Origin of the sequence: Janthinobacterium paucivorans (assembly GCF_051380805.1) — a bacterium.
GTDB classification, from domain to species: domain Bacteria; phylum Pseudomonadota; class Gammaproteobacteria; order Burkholderiales; family Burkholderiaceae_D; genus Janthinobacterium; species Janthinobacterium lividum_D.
The window spans coordinates 213937-233030 of the sequence record NZ_JBNYXR010000004.1; the positions used below are offsets into that span (position 1 = coordinate 213937).

General features: G+C 62.1%; 16 protein-coding genes. 7 read left to right on the forward strand and 9 right to left on the reverse strand.

Annotated elements, in window-relative coordinates:
* Positions 1–11: 11 nt before the first annotated feature.
* Genes ACQ4V8_RS07070 through ACQ4V8_RS07080 form a run of 3 tightly spaced genes read right to left on the reverse strand, consistent with a single transcriptional unit; the run spans position 12 to position 5235 of the window.
* A complete protein-coding gene (locus tag ACQ4V8_RS07070; RefSeq protein WP_436571166.1) occupies positions 12–2588 on the reverse strand; it encodes an EAL domain-containing protein in 2577 nt (858 codons plus the stop codon).
* The gene (locus tag ACQ4V8_RS07075; protein WP_495542704.1) at positions 2585–4615 is read right to left on the reverse strand and encodes a sensor histidine kinase, YfiR-like protein-associated; all 2031 of its coding nucleotides are present in this window, start codon (positions 4613–4615) and stop codon (positions 2585–2587) included. The genes ACQ4V8_RS07070 and ACQ4V8_RS07075 overlap by 4 nt, the downstream gene beginning before the upstream one ends.
* Before the next feature lie 2 nt (positions 4616–4617).
* Complete coding sequence (locus ACQ4V8_RS07080; protein ID WP_157998773.1) at positions 4618–5235, reverse strand: TOL_0243 family YfiR-like periplasmic protein; 618 nt, start codon at positions 5233–5235, stop codon at positions 4618–4620.
* Between the two features lie 224 nt (positions 5236–5459).
* Here ACQ4V8_RS07080 and ACQ4V8_RS07085 point away from each other — a divergent pair, with 224 nt between their 5' ends.
* The 4 genes from ACQ4V8_RS07085 (at position 5460) to ACQ4V8_RS07100 (ending at position 10187) form a co-directional block, all read left to right on the forward strand.
* On the forward strand, positions 5460–5942 hold the full coding sequence (locus ACQ4V8_RS07085) for a CinA family protein (protein ID WP_010401591.1): 483 nt from the start codon (positions 5460–5462) through the stop codon (positions 5940–5942).
* 245 nt (positions 5943–6187) lie between these two features.
* Positions 6188–6916 (forward strand): P-loop NTPase family protein, encoded by a 729-nt coding sequence (locus ACQ4V8_RS07090; RefSeq protein WP_010401592.1) that lies wholly within the window; start codon positions 6188–6190, stop codon positions 6914–6916.
* The gene (traM, locus tag ACQ4V8_RS07095; RefSeq protein ID WP_070346170.1) at positions 6917–7306 is read left to right on the forward strand and encodes a conjugal transfer transcriptional regulator TraM; all 390 of its coding nucleotides are present in this window, start codon (positions 6917–6919) and stop codon (positions 7304–7306) included.
* A 67-nt stretch (positions 7307–7373) separates the two neighbouring features.
* A complete protein-coding gene (locus ACQ4V8_RS07100; protein ID WP_070346169.1) occupies positions 7374–10187 on the forward strand; it encodes a M16 family metallopeptidase in 2814 nt (937 codons plus the stop codon).
* Positions 10188–10272: 85 nt separating this feature from the next.
* Here ACQ4V8_RS07100 and ACQ4V8_RS07105 read toward each other — a convergent pair whose 3' ends face one another.
* The 4 genes from ACQ4V8_RS07105 to tcdA form a co-directional block, all read right to left on the reverse strand.
* Entirely contained in the window at positions 10273–10674 is a 402-nt protein-coding gene (locus ACQ4V8_RS07105) for a ribosomal maturation YjgA family protein (protein ID WP_070346168.1), read from the reverse strand.
* A gap of 175 nt (positions 10675–10849) precedes the next feature.
* Positions 10850–11782, reverse strand: a complete 933-nt coding sequence (cysK, locus tag ACQ4V8_RS07110; RefSeq protein ID WP_196854904.1) for a cysteine synthase A — start codon at positions 11780–11782, stop codon at positions 10850–10852.
* 96 nt (positions 11783–11878) lie between these two features.
* A complete protein-coding gene (locus ACQ4V8_RS07115) occupies positions 11879–12343 on the reverse strand; it encodes an FKBP-type peptidyl-prolyl cis-trans isomerase (protein ID WP_010401609.1) in 465 nt (154 codons plus the stop codon).
* 206 nt (positions 12344–12549) lie between these two features.
* On the reverse strand, positions 12550–13380 hold the full coding sequence (gene tcdA / locus ACQ4V8_RS07120) for a tRNA cyclic N6-threonylcarbamoyladenosine(37) synthase TcdA (RefSeq protein WP_010401610.1): 831 nt from the start codon (positions 13378–13380) through the stop codon (positions 12550–12552).
* A 141-nt stretch (positions 13381–13521) separates the two neighbouring features.
* Here tcdA and pdxH point away from each other — a divergent pair, with 141 nt between their 5' ends.
* The 3 genes from pdxH to ACQ4V8_RS07135 all read left to right on the forward strand — a co-directional run bounded on the left by pdxH (position 13522) and on the right by ACQ4V8_RS07135 (position 16693).
* Complete coding sequence (gene pdxH / locus ACQ4V8_RS07125) at positions 13522–14727, forward strand: pyridoxamine 5'-phosphate oxidase (RefSeq protein ID WP_010401611.1); 1206 nt, start codon at positions 13522–13524, stop codon at positions 14725–14727.
* A gap of 125 nt (positions 14728–14852) precedes the next feature.
* The gene (locus tag ACQ4V8_RS07130; RefSeq protein WP_436571141.1) at positions 14853–16088 is read left to right on the forward strand and encodes a class I SAM-dependent methyltransferase; all 1236 of its coding nucleotides are present in this window, start codon (positions 14853–14855) and stop codon (positions 16086–16088) included.
* 98 nt (positions 16089–16186) lie between these two features.
* The gene (locus ACQ4V8_RS07135) at positions 16187–16693 is read left to right on the forward strand and encodes a flavin reductase family protein (protein ID WP_010401613.1); all 507 of its coding nucleotides are present in this window, start codon (positions 16187–16189) and stop codon (positions 16691–16693) included.
* 41 nt (positions 16694–16734) lie between these two features.
* Here the strand turns inward: ACQ4V8_RS07135 and ACQ4V8_RS07140 are convergent, their stop codons facing one another.
* Both ACQ4V8_RS07140 and ACQ4V8_RS07145 read right to left on the reverse strand, forming a co-directional pair.
* The gene (locus ACQ4V8_RS07140; protein WP_010401614.1) at positions 16735–17421 is read right to left on the reverse strand and encodes an OmpW/AlkL family protein; all 687 of its coding nucleotides are present in this window, start codon (positions 17419–17421) and stop codon (positions 16735–16737) included.
* Between the two features lie 106 nt (positions 17422–17527).
* Positions 17528–18910: an SGNH/GDSL hydrolase family protein gene (locus tag ACQ4V8_RS07145; protein WP_436571142.1), complete on the reverse strand. Its 1383-nt coding sequence runs from the start codon at positions 18908–18910 to the stop codon at positions 17528–17530.
* Positions 18911–19094 lie beyond the last annotated feature (184 nt).

Below are 19094 nucleotides of genomic sequence, written 5' to 3' on the forward strand. Positions count from 1 at the left end.
AATTAAACCGGCTACCGCAGCGCCGCGCGCGCCAGCCCAGGCTGGTTCACCATCCAGTAGTGCTGGAAGGCCAGGCGGATGTTGTCGCGCAGCTCGGTGTCATCCCAGGGCTTGGTATAAAAACGGTAAATCGCACCCCGGTTGATCGAGTCGAGCACCGCTTCGAAGCCCGTGTAGCTCGACAAGATGATGCGTATGGTTTCCGGATACAGTTCCTTGACCTTGCTCAAAAATTCCGTGCCGCTCATGCTGGGCATGCGCTGCTCGCAGACGATGACGTGCACGCGGTGCAGCGCCAGCATCTCGAAGCCCTCGCCTGGCGTGCTGGCCGTGAGGATCTGATATCCCTCAGGGCGGAGCAGGCGGTGCAGCGACGACAGCACGTTGACGTCATCGTCGACGATGAGCAGAGTTTGCGCCGGCTGCGCGGCGGGATCAAGACCGGGCGGCAGGCCGGCGCCGACAACAATCATCTGCCCCAGTTCCAGCGCGGGCAAGGCGCGGCTGAAATACAAGCCCTGGATCTCGTCGCAGCGGTTACGCCGCAGATATTCAAGCTGCGGGCGCGACTCCACGCCCTCGGCCACCACCCTCAGTTTCAGGCTATGCGCCATGCTGACGATGGCCAGCGCGATGGCCGCGTCGTTCGGATTGCTGGTGATGTTGCGTACGAAGGCGATATCGATTTTCAGCTTGTCGATGGGGAAGCGCTGCAAGTACGCCAGGCTCGAGTAGCCGGTGCCGAAATCGTCGATCGCCACCTTGACGCCGATTTTCTTCAATTTTCCCAGTACGACGATGGTGTGTTCGGCATTCGACATCAGCGCCGTTTCCGTCAGTTCCAGCTCCAGCAGTTCAGGCGCCACGCCATACTGCGCCAACGCGCACGTCACCTCGCCTTCCAGGTCGCCTTCGGCAAACTGGCGGCTCGACACATTCACGGCCACGTGCACGGGCCCCACTTCGCTGTCGCGCCACTCGGCGATCTGGCGGCAGGCGGCCTGGATCACCCACGCGCCCACGCGTACGATCAAGCCCGTATCTTCCAGCACCGGCACGAATTCGGCCGGCGCCACCAAGCCGTAGCCAGGGCGACGCCAGCGCAGCAGCGCTTCGACACCGCTGATGCCGCCCGTGCGCAAGTCCACCTTGGGCTGGTAGTACAGGATGAATTGTTCGTGTTCGATGGCATGGCGCAGCGCCAGTTCCAAGTCAAGGCGCACCAGCACCTGCACGTTCATGCCGGCCGTGAAAAAGCGGTAGCCGTCGCGCCCCGCCTGCTTGGCGCCGTCCATGGCCGTATTCGCGTATTTAATCAGCGTTTCCGGGTCGGTGGCGTCGTCCGGATACATGGCGATGCCGATGCTGGCCGTCAGGGTGGCCGCATGGCCGCGCAAGTCGAATGGTGCGCGCAAGGCTACACGCACCTGATTGGCCACGGCCACGGCGTCCTGCTGGTTACGGCTCATGCTCAGGATCAACGCGAATTCGTCGTTGCCCAGGCGCCCCACCGTGTCGCGCAGGCGCACGCATTGAACCAGGCGGTTGCTGAACTGGCGCAGCAATTCGTCGCCCAGCGCCGCGCCCAGGGTATCGTTGATGCTCTTGAAACGGTCGAGTCCGATGCACAGCACCACAATGCGCCATCTTTTTTCCTGTGCAAGTTCGACGGCCTGGGCCAGCGCCTGGTAAAACAGGCTGCGGTTAGGCAACCCAGTCAAGCCATCGTAATGGGCCAGGTGCTTCAATCGCTCCTGCGCCTGGCGCCGCTCGCTGATGTCGCGCGCCACGGCAATCAGCAGCAGGCCACCGGGCCCCTGTCCGCCTGCCACGGGCGCTTGTACATACCAGTGCCAGCCCAGTTCCACGGGCACCAGGCTCAGGTCGCGCCGCAGCAATTCGCACTCCGTCACTTCCATGGCCAGCTGGACCGGGCCGTCCGGCAGCGCGGTCAGGGGCGCCGATGGCGGCGACGGCAACAAGGTGCCGGGCGCCAGCGCCAGCAGCTCGCCGCGCGCATAGCCGAGCAGGCGGCACGCGCCGTCGTTGACGTCGACCAGGGTCATGCACAGCACGTCGACCAGGAAGATGGCGTCGCTGGTGGCATCCATGGCGCCGCGAAAGCGCTGCAGCTCGGCAGTGCGCTGGCCCACTGTACGTTCGAGCAGCGTGTTGTAGTGATGCGCGGCGCGGTGCAGCAGCCGCACTTCGAGCATGTTGCGGATGCGCGTGAGCACTTCGAGCGCGTCGAACGGCTTGCTGATGAAGTCACGCGCGCCCGCTTCCAGCGCGGCCAGCTTGGCCTCAGGGTCGGCGGCGATCACCAGCACGGGCAGATAGCCTTCCAGCTCCAGCGGGCGCAGCGCATCCATCACGGCATAGCCGCTCATGGCAGGCATGACCAGGTCGAGAATGATCAGGTCAAACTGGTGGCGCTGGTGCAGGCCGACTACGGTGCGCGCATCGAGGGTGCTGGTAATGGCCGTATAACCACCGCTGCCGAGTAGATGCTCGAGCAGGCGTACATTGACTTCATGGTCGTCGACGATGAGAATTTTAGCCGCGTAAATATCGGCCTGGCTGATCATGGCGCCCACTTGCCTTGCCGCTGGCGCTGCTGCGCCACATAGGCCAGGGTACTGTTAATCGCCTCGGTAAATTCATCGAGGTTGATCGGCTTGGTAAGATAGCGGTAAAAGCCCAGCGCCATGCTGCGCTCCACATCGCCGGGCATGGCGTTGGCCGTCAAAGCGATGACAGGAATATGCGCCGTGCGCGGATCGGCGCGCAGTAGTTTCAACGCATCCGTGCCGTTCACATGCGGCAGGTTGATGTCCATTAAGATCATCTGCGGCAAGTGACTGCGCGCCATCTCCACGCCCAGGCGGCCATCCCTGGCCGTCAGCAACTGCAATCGGGGGCAGTAGCGCACGATTTCCTCGACCAGGGTCAGGTTGGCGGGGTTGTCTTCCACATACAGCAAGGTGACGGGGGCGCTGTTCTCAAGCAAGGCGCCGGCCAGGTCAGGTCGCGACAAGGCCGGGGCCACGGGAATGGGCACGGCATCGACTATGCACAGCTCGATCCAGAAAGTGCTGCCATCGCCAAGCGTGCTCGACACGCCGATGCTGCCATCCATCAATTCCACCAGGCGCTTCGTCACTACCAGGCCAATGCCACTACCTTCTTCGGTGCCGCCCTCCTGCCCCAGCCGGTTGAAGGGCTGGAACAGCAGCGCCACCTGTTCTGCATTCAAGCCCAAGCCCGTGTCACGCACGCTGATGCGTACCCGTCCGCCGACCTGCGGCGCGCAATCGATGGTCACCTGCCCCTGCTCGCGGTTGTACTTGAGCGCATTCGACAGCAGGTTCAACAAAATCTGCTTGAGGCGCGTGCGGTCGGCCAGCACGTTGTAGGTGCAGGCATCGGGGAAGACCATGCCGATGCGGCGCTGGGTGGCCAGCGGCGCGATCATGTCGTGGCATTCCTGCAAGATGGCGTCCAGGCCCACAGGTTCGAGCGACAGGCTGAGCGTGCCCGACTCCACCTTCGCCAGGTCGAGGATTTCATTGATCAAGGTCAACAAATGGCGTCCCGATTTAAGGATATGGCCGGCAAACTCCTTCTTTTGCTGCAGGGTCGACGGCAGGCGGTCGGAACTGAGGATTTGCGCGAAGCCCAGGATAGCGTTCAGCGGCGTGCGCAATTCATGGCTCATCGACGACAGGAACGCCGACTTGGCATAGTTGGCGCTGCGCGCCTCCTCCATCGCCATGGCCAGTTCCGCATTCGTCATTTCAAGCTGCATCGTGCGCTCGTGCACGCGCACTTCGAGCTCCTGATTCAGGCGCATGACTTCCTGCTGCGCCTGGGTGCGCTGCTCGCCTTCGCGCGCCAGTTCGCCGTTCGAGCGCTCCAGCGCATGCGTGCGCAGCTCGATCTCGGCCAGCATCTTGTTGAAGGAATCGACCAGCTGCGCCACTTCGTCGACGCTGAGCTTGCGCGCGCGGCGCGAGTAGTCGCCCGTCTCGATCACGACACGCGCCACATCAGCGATATCGAGGATGGGCTGCGTGATGACAAAATCGAGGCGACGCAGCAGCAACAAGGCCACCAGCAGCGCCAGCACCGTCACGCCCAGCGCCATGGCCAGATAGTCGGCCGTGCGGCCGGCAAGCTCATAATCGGCACGCAGATAGACGGTGCCCAGCAGTTCGCCATTGTCAACGATGGCCCTGAACAGTTCCAGCGAGCTGCCCTGAATGGTTTCGCCTTCCTTGCCCGCCTTGTCTGGCAGCTCGCCCACGCGCTCATTCGCGCGGTAGCTGGCAAACAGACTGCCATCGGCCTTGTAGAGGGCGCCGGCCGTCACGCGCGGACGGATGCGCATCAGGTTGAGGTTTTCCAGCGCCAGGCGCTCGTCATCGAAGGTCAGCGCGGCCGAACTCATGTGCCCCAGCAACTCGGCCTGGGTACTGATATCGGTCACCAGGTTGCGGTGGTAGGCGCGCAAGTCATAGACGACGATGGTGGCCAGCGAAATGACGAGCGCCACCAGGGTCGTCAGCAAGACTACCGACATCAGTTTGTGACGAATGGAACGCAGCCTGATCATGCTTATGCGCCCCCCGTCTGCACGCGGTACGCAGCGAGCAGCATGCGCGCACTGATGCGGATATGCGCCTGCGCCACCGGTTTCAGGGCCACGTCGAAGCGCACCTTGTCTTCGGCCATCACGAAATTGATCATGCTGCCCATCGCATAGACCTCTTCCGAATCGGAGACCGTCAGTAACGCCAGGCCACGGCTAGCGGCCAGCATCTCGTGCAGTATCGCCTTGTCGAGCACGCCCAGGTACAGCACGTGCAGCCCGGCCAGCGTTTCGCCGCGGCGTACCTTTTTTACCTGCACGGCGCGACCATTGACGCTGTGCCCGGCCACGCTCTGTTCGAGCTGCTCGGCCAGCGCATCGGCGCCCGCCACGCCAATCACCAACGCAGAGTCTGGGCGCAAAAAACTGCCGTCCGGCCACTCGACATAACCGGCAAACCGATACAGGTACGCGGCCTTGACTTGGCGTTCCAGTTCGCCCTGCATCTGCGCCAGCGCATCGGCGCATAGCAGGCTAAGGAGCAGCAATAGCCAGCCCCAGCGCAGAGGGTGGCGCTCTGCGCCGCGCAAGGGGCGACGCAGGGCGCCAGAATGGCGCCACCAGGAACAGTTCAGAATTGCCATGACAACCGAGTAAAGATAATGCGTACGAAGGCGCGGCACCATGCCGCGTGCCTATTCGGGCGATGCGCACCAGGGTGGCGCAGCGACAGAGCGCCCGCCATCCCGAAGTGGTAGCAAATGTATAAAAGAGTGTACGCATTTTCGCTGTTAAAGGGGAAACTTTCTTTTACCGGCGGTCATGCTACAGTCTTGCCACCCTTCCACATCGCATGCAGGAGTCCTCCATGAGCAACGCACTCGTTCCCCTCTCCAACGCAGTCGGCCTGGCCTTGCAGGCCAAGGGCCTGCTGCTGGCCACGGCCGAATCGTGCACGGGCGGCGGCGTGGCGCAGGCCGTCACCGACATCGCCGGTTCGAGCGCCTGGTTCGAACGGGGCTTCGTCACCTATTCCAATGCGGCCAAGAGCAGCATGCTGGGCGTACCCGCCGAGCTGATCGCCGTACACGGTGCCGTCAGCGAGGAAGTGGCCGCCGCCATGGCACAAGGCAGCTTGGCCCACAGCAATGCCCAGGTCGCCATCTCGACCACGGGCATTGCTGGCCCCACGGGCGGCGTGCCGGGCAAGCCTGTCGGCACCGTCTGCTTTGGCTGGGCCGTGGACGGGCGCGTACAGACGCAGCGCAAGGTGTTTGCAGGCGACCGCCAGGCCGTGCGCGAGCAGGCGGTAGCGCACGCCCTGCAAGAACTGCTACGCTTTCTTGACTGAGCTCGGCGCTGCAGGCTTTCTCGAGACAGGACAATGGCACTGCATCCTGGTTCATACTATCGGGGGAGATTTTTCACACAAAACTTGCTCTATATCAATGGTATCCTGACTGGCATCATCAGCAGATCGCTGTTGCGCGTGGCATCGTTGCAAACGATGGCGCGCAACATGCCAGTGGTGGCCTGACGCGCGCCGCTGTCACGGATCTTTGATAGTCACTGACGCAACAACTTGGAGTAGTCGCAATGCAAAACACGGTACATTTCATCCTGCAGGGCAAGGGCGGCATTGGCAAGACCCTGGTATCGACCCTGCTGGCCCAGTGGCTAAACGGCAAGGACGACCTGCCTTTGCGCTGCTATGACACCGATCAGGAAAACGCCACGTTCTCGCGCTACAAGGCGATGCAGGTCAAGCATGTGCCGGTGATGACGGATGCGCGCAACATCGACCCGAAACGCTTTGACGCGCTGATGATCGACATCCTCGAAACAGACGGCAACTGCGTGATCGACAATGGCGCAAATACCTTTTCACCGCTGATGGGCTATCTGCTGGAAAACGACTGCTTCTCGCTGCTCGAAGAATCGGGCCGCAAGGTCTACATCCACACCATCGTCGGTGGTGGCGATACCCTGCACGACACGGCCACGGGCTTTGTTGCCACGGCGCAAGCGACGAAAGTGCCACTGGTGCTGTGGCAAAACGAACACTTCGGCCTGCTGCAATCGGCATCCGGCAAGCAGTTTATCGAATCGCAGTCGTATGCCGACAACCGCGCGCGCGTCAGGGGCAGCATTACCTTGAGCCAGCGCAATCCCGACACCTTTGGCGCGGATATCAAGAAAATGAACACGGCCCGCCTGACGATGCAGGAAGTGCTGCAAAACGATAAGTTCAACATCATGGAAAAGCAGCGCATCAAGGTGGTCTACCGCGACATCTTCGAACAACTCGACAAGGTGCAATGGTAGATGGACCAGCATAAACTGCGCAGCCACGTGTTCGACAAGACGGGCATCAAGATCGACGTTGACGACCCGATATTCGCCCTGGTGGCGCTGAACGAAGCGGTGCTGGCGGAAACCGTCGAGCGCCAGCTGGCCCTGCTGGACGCTGCCACGCAAGCGCTGGCGGCGCAGGCACGCGCGGCGGGCGGCTTGCCGCCCTTGCCAGCGGCGGCCATGGCCCAGCCGACAGCCGAATTGGAATTGCCCTTGTCCGCGCCCGTGTCTGCGCCATCGCCAGCCGGGCCGGCCGGCTTCACGCCGCGCGAATGGCGCCTGCTGGGCGCGGCCGCCATCGTCTCCCTCGCCTGTGCGCTGCTGGTACTGGGCGGCGCGGCCCTGCTGTATAAACCCTAGCACCATCGCGCTGCGCCAGCGACGAGCATGCCGCAGCGTCTCCCCTCACCTTCGCCTGGAAACATGCATGAAACCGATCAAACTGTTGGCCATTCCCGCCCTGATGCTGTCGCTGTACGGCACCCCGCTCAGCCTCGCCCAGGCCGCCGCTGCGGCCGTCGCGACGCCAGCGACGACCGTGCCAAATGTTGCCTACGAAAAATACACGCTGCCGAATGGCCTCGATGTGATCCTCGTGGAAGAGCATAAATTGCCCGTCACGGCTGTCAATATCTGGTACCACGTGGGGCCGGCCAATGAAGCGCCCGGCCTGACGGGCTTTGCGCATTTGTTTGAACACATGATGTTTGCCGCCACCAAGCATGTGCCACGCGGCATGGCCGATCAGTTGCTCGAAGGGGCAGGCGCCACCGATTCGAACGGCAGCACCGATTTCGACCGCACCAATTATTTCGACACGGTACCGTCGAACCAGCTGGAACTGGCCCTGTGGGCCCATTCCGACCGCATGGGCTATCTGCTGGACGTGCTCGACCAGACGGCGCTGACCAACCAGCAAGACGTGGTGCGCAACGAGCGCCGCCAGAGCGTGGAAAACGCGCCCTACGGCATCGTGCAGGAAGCCCTGTACCACCAGCTGTTCCCCAAGACCCACCCGTATTACGCCAGCGTCATCGGTACGCATGCGGACATCCAAAACGCCAAACTGGCCGACATCAAGGAATTCTTTAGCAACTACTATGGCCCCAACAACGCCAGCCTGGTGATCGCCGGCAACATCGACAAAGCGAAAACCAAGGAACTGGTCAACAAATACTTTGGCAGCTTCAAGAGCGGCCCGGCCGTGGCCAAGCCCGCTGTGGTGACGCCGCCCATCACGCAGGAACGCCGCCTCGTGGTGCAAGACAGGGTCGAGCTAGCGCGCGTCTTCATGGCCTGGCTGACGCCGTCCGCCTACGCCAAGGATGATGCGGAACTGTCGATGGCGGCGCACATCCTGGCCGGCGGCAAGTCCAGCCGCCTGTACAAGTCCTTGGTGTACGACAAGCAGATCGCGCAGGACGTGGGCGCCAACCAAAGCTCGAACGCCCTCACCTCCGTGTTTACCATCGACGTGACGGCCCGCCCCGGCCACCTGCCCGAGGAAATCGAGCAAGCCATGCAAACGGAGCTGGAGCAATTGCGCACCCAAGGGCCTGGCGAGAAGGAAATCGAGCGGGCCCGCAACAGCATCGAGACCGCCATGCTGAGCCAGGTGGAAAAAGTGGGCGGCCGCGCCAACATGATGAATCAGTACAACCAGTACCTGGGCGACCCGGGCTACTTGGCCAAGGATATCGAACGCTACCGCCAGGTGACGGCGGCCGGCGTGCAGCGCGCCGTCGACACCTATCTGAAAAACCAGTCGCGCGTGGTCGTGTATGGCGTGCCCGGCACGCCGGACCTGGGCGCGGAAGTGCCGACGCCGGCACCGGGCAAGGTCAAGGCGGCGCCAGGCACGGCCATCAATGCGGACCAAGCATGGCGCCGAGCCGTGCCGAAGGCGGGTCCGGCGCCGAAGATTGTGCTGCCGCAAGCGACGTCCTTCACCCTGAGCAATGGCTTGACGGTGATCCACCATTACAACCCGGCCGTGCCGCTGGTGGCGAGCCAGTTGGTCATCAAAAGCGGCTCGGGTGCCAACCCGCTGGCGCAGCCGGGCTTGTCTGGCTTTACAGCGCAATTGCTGCAGGAAGGCACGGCCACGCGCAGCGCGCCGCAGATCGCCGATGATGTGGCGCAACTGGGCGCTTTCCTGGGCACCGGTTCCGACGCAGATGCCTCGTTCGCCCAGCTGACGTCGCTGAAGACCACCTTCCCGCAAGCGCTAGACGTGCTGGCCGACGTGGTACTGCACCCGCAATTCCCCTCAGCCGAAGTGGAGCGCCAGCGCGCCAGCCGCATCGGCGAACTGGCACAGCAGCGCGAAAACGCTGCGGCCGTGGCGGCTCGCGTGGAAGCGGCGGCCCTGTATGGCCCGCAACATCCATACGGCACCACCGAGCTGGGCACGGAAGCGGCCCTGACAGCGACCAGCGGCGCCGACTTGCAGGCGTTCTGGCAGCAGCATTACGTGCCCAATAATGCGGCCCTGATCGTCTCGGGCGATATCGGCGCTACCGAATTGAAGGCGCTGGCCGAAGCCAAGTTCGGCAGCTGGAAGGCGGGCCCGGTGGCGCCGTCCGTGACGGCGGCGCCGGTCACGACGCAAGCCCGGCTGATCCTGGTCGACAAGCCGGGCGCGCCGCAAACGGCCGTGCGCATATCGAGCATCGGGGTGGCCCGCACGACGCCCGACTATGCGCCGCTGCAAGTGATGAACGCGGCGCTGGGCGGCTTGTTTACCAGCCGGCTCAGTAATAAGCTGCGCGAAGAAAAGGGCTACACCTATGGCGTGCACTCGCAATTCCAGTACCGCAGCGAGCCGGGGCCGTTCTCGATTGCCGCCGGCGTACGCACCGACGTGACGGGTCCGGCCGTGTCGGAAACCTTCAAGGAAATCCGCGCCATGATCGCCCAGCCCCTGGCGGCCAAGGAATTGTCGAATGCGCGCAATTCGCAGGTGCTGTCGCTGCCGGGCCAGTTCGAGACGAATGCCAGCATCAGCGCCAGCCTGGCCAACGCGTATATCTACGGCCTCGGCCTCGACTACTACGCAACCTTGCCGCAGCGCTTTGCCAGCGTGACGGACAAGCAGGTGCAGCAAGTGGCGAAGAAATACCTGCAGCCGGAAAAGCTGATCGTCATCGGCGTGGGCGACAAGGCGAAGATCGCCCCGCAATTGAGCAAACTCAAACTGGCACCCGTGGAATTGCGCGGCGCGGAGGGTAACGTCAAGTGATACTGATGGGGCTAGTCCTGTCAGGGGAATGTGTCCCAATGGGACGCATTCCGATTCCAAAGGAACTGGCCCCACATATCAAAGCTTAGCGGCGCTTGAACAGCGCCGCTTTATCGACCAGTGCAGCGATCGCCACACCGACCGTGTAGGCGATCAGGTCGGCCCAGCCAAAGGTGGAACCCAGCACCAGGTGCCCCAGCGGATGCGCGCGCAGCTCGACGATCCATGGCACCTGGATCAACTGGCCAAATTCGACGCCAAAGCAGATCAGCAGACAATACAGCGCCAGTTTCCACGTGCGCATGCGCGTGGCGATGGCACCGAGCGCAAAGACGATCATCATGGCCCACAGGGCGTCGCCCGGATACTTGCCGAGGGCGGCAGGAAGCAATTGGGGATAGGCGCGCGAGGCCAGGCCCAGCGCAATGACAGCCACGGTTGCGCCCACCTGCAGCAGGCGGCGGCGTTCAGGTTTTACCAGGAACATATTTCCATTCAAAGGCACAATACAGGCCGAACCATTACGGCCCAGTATGGCGGTATTGTACTGCGCCTGCCGTGTCTGCCTCGCGCATATTTCGCCGGGGTAAATTCAACCGCTCCCCTGCGGCAGCGCCGGTGAGGCGCGACCACCTACGCAGCCGCGCCCGACAGGCCCACACTCAGTCGCCCAAGCCCGCATACAGCGCCGTACTCAGGTAACGCTCGCCAAACGACGCGATGATGGTGACGATGGTCTTGCCCGCGTTTTCCGGACGGCGCGCCACTTGCAGCGCGGCCCATAGGGCGGCGCCCGACGAGATGCCGACCAGCAAGCCTTCATCGCTGGCGGCCAGGCGCGCGGTGGCGAACGCGTCGTCGCTCTTGACGCAAATGATTTCATCGTAGATGGCGGTGTTCAACACATGCGGCACGAAACCGGCGCCGATGCCCTGGATCGGGTGCGGCCCTTTCGTGCCTTTCGACAGCATCGGCGACGCTTCCGGTTCCACGGCAATCACTTGCAGGCCAGGCTTGCGTTCCTTGAGCGCTTCGCCGATACCGGTAATGGTGCCGCCCGTGCCGACGCCAGCGATAACGATGTCGACTTGTCCATCCGTATCGCGCCAGATTTCCTCGGCTGTCGTGACGCGGTGGATGGCGGGATTGGCGGGATTGTTAAATTGCTGCAGCATCAGGTAGCGCGGATCGGCTGCCACCATCTCTTCGGCCGTACGGATGGCGCCCAGCATGCCTTCGCTGCCGGGTGTGAGCACCAGCTCGGCGCCATAGGCGCGCAGCAAGATGCGCCGTTCGCGGCTCATGGTATCGGGCATGACGAGGGTGCAGCGGTAGCCGCGCGCGGCGCAGACCATGGCCAGCGCAATGCCCGTGTTGCCGCTCGTGGGTTCGACGATGATGGTATCGGGATGGATCTTGCCGGCCGCTTCTGCCGCGACGATCATGGCCAGGCCGATGCGGTCCTTGACGCTGTGCGCGGGATTATAGAATTCGAGTTTAGCCAGGATGGTGGCAACGCTGCCGGCGGCGATGCGATTGATGCGCACCAGGGGGGTGTTGCCGATCAGTTCAGTGACGTCATTGGCGATGTTCATGGAAGCAGTCTCCGCTATTTCAAGAAACTGCAGTCTACCGCGTTTCAAAGCGCTGATGGCGGCAGCGCGTGCATGCGCCGCCGCCAAACTGCATAATTACTTAACGTCCAGTAATTCCACATCGAAGATCAGTGCCGAGTTCGGCGGAATGTCGCCATTGCCGGCGCCACGCGGACCATAGGCCATGTCGCCTGGAATGATCAAGGTGCGCTTGCCGCCTACTTTCATGCCAGCCACGCCCTGGTCCCAGCCCTTGATGACCATGCCCTTGCCGAGCGGAAAATCAAACGGGCCACGGCCAACGGAGCTGTCGAACTTCTTGCCGCGCGAATCTTTCGCCAGGGGACGGTACAGCCAGCCCGTATAGTGCACGGTGACGTTACTGCCAGCGGAGGCTTCCTTGCCCGTGCCGACTTTATTGTCGATCAGAATCAATTTATCGGCGACGGGGCCGGGGCTCAGCGATACGGCGGCGGCGGGAACAGGCGCTGGTGCCTGTGCCTGTGCCAGCGACGCGGCGACGGAGCAGATCAGGGCAAACAAAACGGAGCTACGCGTCATGATGTCTTCTTTCAGTGAGTTTCAGTGGTATCCCTGCGCCAGCCAACCGGCAGGGAAAGCCAATCATAGCAAACCGTTGCAGCGATAGGAAAAACTTGTCGCCCGCTACACACTGTCCCCGCCTGTGTTGCACGCTTCGGCCCGATGCGGGTGGACTCGCTGAACAGCAGCGGCGACTCGCCCATCCTGGCCGGCCGAAAACTGACTTAGGCGGCCTCTGGCACTGACACTGGCGGGGGCAGCGCGACAGGCTTGTCCTGGCGCAAGCTTTTCAGCGCATGTGCGGCGGCCACCATGCCGAAGCTGGCCGTCACCACCACGCTGGAGCCGAAGCCGGCGCAATTGAGGCCCGTCACGCCGGCGGACGTGCCATCGATGGCGCACGCTTCGGCGCTCTCGGGCGTGCTCAACGGTTCCATGGAAAACACGGCGTCGACATTGAATTTGTTTTTCAGGCCACGCGGAAAACCATATTCGGTGCGCAACAGTTTTCGTACACGCTTGAGTAGCGGTTCCTGCTCCGTTTTCGCCAGGTCGCGCACGGCGATCAGGGTCGGGTCGGTCTGCCCGCCCGCGCTACCGATGGTCAGCATGGGCAACTGGCGCGCGCGGCAATAGGCGATCACGGCCGCCTTCGCCTTGGCATTGTCGATGGCGTCGACCAGGTAGTCGAAATCGCGCCCGCCCAGCAACTGTTGCAAATTATCGGGGGTAATAAAATCTTCGATCTGCGTGACTTGGCAAAATGGGTTGATCAGTTCGATGCGTTCGGCCAGGGCCGTGATCTTGGCCTTGCCGATGGTGTCGCTCATGGCCTGGATCTGGCGATTGATATTTGATTCGGCAACATTATCGAGGTCGATCAGGGTCAGGCGGCCGATGGCGCTGCGCGCCAGCGCTTCGACGATCCAGGAACCGACGCCGCCCACGCCGATCACACACACATGGGCGGCGCGAAAGCGTGCCAACGCCGGAGCGCCATACAGGCGGGCAATGCCGCCGAAACGCCGTTCAAAATCGATTTCGGTCAAGTCCATGGAAGTTAGTTCATTGGTGGAAGTATGCATGGCACCATTTTAACGGACACTGCGCCGGCAGATATTCTAAAATAGCCCAATAGATACAGCGACCAGGCATTTGTCGCCGCGTCCCCACACCGCCCACCACGAGAACTCGCCATGACCTCTCCCCTGTTCGACTCCGTTCCCGGCTTTGACCAGCCCATCGCCGTGCTCAAGCATTGCCACGACAAGATCCGCAAGCAGTTGACGACCCTGCAAAACCTGCTGGGCCACCTGGCGCAGCACGGCAACACGACAGAGGCGCAGCAGGCTGCCAAGGCGGTGTTGCAATATTTCAATAAAGCCGCGCATGTGCACCACGACGACGAAGAGCAAGACTTGATGCCCATGCTGCAGGCGACGGCTAGCGGCGACGACGCAGCGCTGCTGGCGACCCTGGTGCCGGAAATCCTCGCCGACCACCAGCGTATGGACCAGTCCTGGCTGACCCTGCGCCCGGAACTGGACGCCATCGCGACCGGCATGGGCACGCAACTGTCCACCGATGCAGTACGCGATTTCGATGCCGCCTACCAGGCCCACATGGTCAAGGAAGAGAGCCAGCTGGCGCCCATGGCCAAGCGCCTGTTCAGCGCGCAACAGATGGCGCAGCTGGGCACGGCGATGCAGCGCCGCCGCGGCATCGCGCCCGATGCGCCCGCAGCAGTCCAGCCAGACGCAGCAGCGGTGCTGGCGGCCATGCGCACCGATTACGCCCAGTCCAGTCTGAACGAGACGGATGTGCTGGCAGATCCCATCGCCATGTTCCAGAAATGGTTTGCCGAGGCCGTCAAGGCCCAGGTGATGGAACCGAACGCCATGAGCCTGGCAACCGTCAGTGCTGACGGCAAGCCCAGCTCGCGCATCGTGCTGATCAAGCAGTTCGACGCACGCGGCTTTACCTGGTACACGAATTACGACAGCGACAAGGGCCAGCATCTGGCACACAAGCCGCATGCCGCGCTACTGTTCTTTTGGGGCGAGCTGGAGCGGCAAGTACGCATCGAAGGCACGGTGGTGAAAACCACGGCGGCCGAGAGCGACGAATATTTCAATGTGCGTCCCCTGCAAAGCCGCTTGTCGGCCATTGCCTCGCAGCAAAGCGCTCCCATCGCCGACCGTGCCGCGCTGGAAAGCAATTACGAGGCTGTCGCCGCTGCTGTCGGCGACGCCCAGCCGCCACGCCCGGCCCACTGGGGTGGCTACCGTTTGCAGCCGGAACGCATCGAATTCTGGCAGGGACGCCGTTCGCGCTTCCACGACCGCATCGTGTTTACGCGTGGTGCTGACGGCCAATGGAGCATGCAGCGTTTGCAACCGTAAGCGCGCATCTAGGCAGCGCAAAGCAAGCGACTACTTATCGGTGTAGGGTAGGAGGCTGGAAGTGACTAAATAACATAGTTTCTCAATTTGCGGCCCCAACTGGGGCCGCCTCATTGGAGGCGATCTTGTTTATACAAAACCAACTCAAGTCCTGGATCGCCAGCATCGGCAGCAAGACCGCCTTGCCGCTGCGCATAGAATTGTGGAATGGCCAGCATGTTGATCTGTCCAGCGAAACGCCGCGCGTCACGATTCGGCTGCCGACCGTCGCCTCGGCCCGCTATCTGCTGAACCCGTCGCTGGCCAATCTGGGCTCGGCCTATGTGGAAGGCAATATCGAAGTCATGGGCAAGGCGCAGGACATGATTTCCATCTGCAATGCGCTGGCGCGCCATACCCTGAAAGCGCAAGGCAAGCTGGCGCGCATCGTGCGCAGCTTCAGGCACGACAAGCGCCAAGATGCCGAGGCCATCCGCTACCACTACGATGTATCGAATGGCTTCTACCAGCAATTCCTCGACCCCGCCCTCGTGTATTCCTGCGCCTATTTCGAACACGGCGATGAAACCCTGGCGCAGGCGCAAGTCAAGAAGATCGAGCATATCCTGAAGAAAATCCAGCTGCAGCCGGGCCAGAGCCTGCTCGACATCGGCTGCGGCTGGGGCGCGCTGGTGATTCGCGCTGCGCAGCAATATGGCGCCCGCTGCGTGGGCGTGACGCTGTCGGAAAACCAGTACGCGCTGGCGCGCGAGCGCGTGGCGGCGGCGGGCCTGGCGCACCTGATAGACATCCGCCTGCAAGACTACCGCGACGTCACGGGTCAGTTCGACCGCATCAGCAGCGTGGGCATGTTCGAGCACGTGGGCCTCAAACACTTAGCCGACTACTTTGCCATCATCAACAAGCTGCTGGCGCCCGATGGCATGGCGATGAATCACGGCATCACTTCCACCGACCCGGAAAATGGGGAAATGCCATACGGCGGTGGCGAATTCATCGAAAAGTATGTGTTTCCATACGGTGAGCTGGCGCACATCGGCAATGTGCTCAACACCATGCAGCAGGGAGGGCTGGAAGTGCTGGACGTGGAAAACCTGCGCCGCCACTATGCGCGTACCTGCGCCCTGTGGACGGAGAATTTCGAAGCCAACGCCGAACAGATCCGCCTGTTGGCGGGCGAGCGGCGCTTCCGCATCTGGCATGTCTACCTGGCTGGCTGCGCCTATGCCTTCGAGCAAGATTTGATCAGCCTGTACCAGATCGTTTGCGTGAAGGCGGGACGGCATTCCTCCAGCCTGCCCTGGTCGCGCCACTACATGTATGCGCAGGATGCCAGGCTGGCACGCGTGTTCGCGCCCTGACAGGCGCACCACTTGCGCCGCAAATGAGGGCATACTGGCCACGCTTGCACTGGCATCGCCGATCTTTGGCATAATGTCAGCAAATAGACAGGTCAACCATGAACACTAGCTTTCCCCGCGCACCCGCGCAAGAATTCGATACGGCACATTTCCGCCAGGCGCTGTCACAGTTTGCCACCGGCGTGACGGTCATTACGACGCGTCTGGCCGATGGCAGTTTTCGCGGCTTGACGGCCAGCTCCTTCAATTCCGTCTCGCTGTCGCCGCCCCTGGTGCTGTGGAGCCTGGGCTGCGAGGCGAACAGCATGCCCATCTTCAGCGGCAACTCGCATTACGTCATCAATGTGCTGAGCGCCGACCAGGCGGAACTGGCTATGCGCTTTTCACGGCGCACGCCGAATCCCTTCGACGACGTCGAATATGAACTGTCGCGCACGGGCCTGCCCATCCTGAAAGGTGTGTCGGCCTGGTTCGAATGCCACAACCGCAGCCGTTATCCGGAAGGCGACCACGTCATTTTCGTGGGCGAAGTGGAACAATGCGCATTTGCCGCGCAGTCGCCCTTGATCTATCACAATGGAAAGTTCAATACACCGCCAGCCTGAGCAGCGGAACAAAAAAAATCCGCCGAGGCGGATTTTTTGTTTTACAGGGTAAAGTTGTACCCGATGCTGATACTCACGGCAACCGGGTCAAGCTTGATGTCCTGCGTCTGCCCCGTCGAGAATTTCGCCTTGGTTTTGAGGTAAGTCTTGACCACGGCCACGTCGGCAAACCAGCGCTCGTTGAAAGCGAGCGTGCTGCCGATCACCAGGCTGCCAGTCAACTTGTTGTCCATGCGATAGGTCACTGGTTTTCCACCCGGATCGAGCAAGGCCGTCATCTGGCCCGAGCCTGTTTCTTTTTGGAAATATGCATACGTCAAGCCCGCGCCCACGTAGGGGCGGATCATCGCATTGGGCTGGAAGAAACGGTACTGGATGAAGGCCGTCGGCGGCAACACTTCCGACGTCCCCAGCTTGCCCGTACCTTTGATCGAACCATCGCCCATCAGGTCATGCTTGTAGGGCACGCCCAGGATCATTTCAGCCGAAATATTGTCCGTGAGCATGTAGGCAAAGGTCAGGATAGGCTTGGTATCGGCCTTGACGTCGGCCTTGGTGCCCGGCAGTGCCGGTGCAGAAATGTCACCACTATCGACATGTGGCGTGATCTTGTTGATGCCAGCCTTGGCCATCCAGGTGCCTGCACTTTGCGCCGAAGCACCCGTCGCCATGGCCATCGCGGCGGCGGCGGCCAGCACGCGTACAGCGGTATTGAAACGATTGTTCATCTTGTCTCCTGATCATTATGTGCGGATAGCTGAGCATCTCAGCTATCCAGTCTTGTCACTGGCAGCGCCAGCCACGCCGCGCGGACGCAGCCGACACGGCCATTCTTTACAGCCAGCCCCGCACGACCATGTCCTTGGCCACATAACGCGCCAGCAACAGGTTATTGAACGGCGTAGGGTGCACATCGTCGGCATACGAGTAATGGCTGACGTCGCCCGCTTTCAGGTTCGTGCCATTGCAGGCCAGCGAGCTTTCCAGGAAATTCTTCGCCGGCGTCAGGTCGCACGCCGTCTCGCGGACGTTGGTCAAGCCATACGGGCCGGGATTGGTGCCCTGGTCATTGCTGACTTTAAACACGTCGACCAGCAAGACTTTCGCATTGCCGCCCAGACCGGTGCTGAGTTCGCCATTGAAGGCGCTGACCATGGCATTGATGAGCGCCTTGGTATTGGCATCCTTGCTCAAGCCCGATGGCGTGCCAGCCACGTCAGGCAGGTTGTTGAGCACCACATAGTTGGCGCCCTTGGCGATGATCTGCTCTTTCACCAGCACTACCAGATCGCTACCCGCTTGTTTCAATGCAGCAATCAGCAACGGCCCCTGGGCGGCAGCGTAATCGGCACCGGCCTTGGCGCCGGCAGCATTGCCCGTCACCGTCGCATCGGCTTGTGCCTTGGCGGCGGCAGCGGCGGCCAGCGATGGGGCATTCGTATTGCCGGCCACAACGGCCGCTTGCACGGCGGCACCGACGATGGTCGTCGATGTCGCACCAGGCGCAGCGCTGGCCGCTTTGATGGCGGCACCGATGCCAACAGCGGCCGTGGCAGGATTGGTGGCGCCGGCCGCCAGGGCCAGTGCCAGGTTGGTGGCGAAGGCTTGTGCGCCCGCAGCCGCGCCTGCGGCCGCACCAGCGGCCTTCGCCCCTGCCTGCAATACGCCGAGCTGGTACAGCACGTCGTTACCACCGGCCATCACGAAAACGGCTTCCGTGCCGCTGAACTTGCCACCGGAAACAGCCAGGTGATTCTCGATCTGCTTCACCACGGGCACGGTCAGGGCACCCAGCGTGCTGCCTGTCAACTTATTGTTCGGGCCAACCGGGTTCGTCACGCGCGAACCGCCCATCGCATAGCCAAAGCAGCCGGCATGCTTGACGCGCGGGGCAGCCAGTGTCGGTATGCTGCTTTCCAGCCCCGTTTCGGCAGCGCATGGTGCCGGCAAGCCCAATTGCGCGGCCAGGTGCTCGGTCCAGTTCTTGCCCGTCAATTCGGGATTGATCTTGGTATTGTCACCATTGATGGTGAATTTGCCGCCACCGGCGGCGGCCACGCCTGCAACGGCATACGAACCGACGTCGGACAGGCTGTCGCCGAACGACACCTGCGCCGTGTATTTGACTTTCAAGGTTTGATCACCGCCGGTGGCGCCACCGCAACCTGCCAGGATAGCCGCAGCCAGCACGGCCAACGCGAATTTTGTTTGATGCATTTTGTCTCCTCGGTCTTTTTTCTGGTTTCTAAACGAACGGGCGTGCTATTCGCTACCCAGCTAATATGCCATCGTTCTTCAGGCTTGTATAGAAAATATGTTATAAAAATCAACGAAATAACAACACTGCCAGCGCCCTGGCACGACAGGGCACGCGCCTGAATTATGGAGGATTTAAGATGTT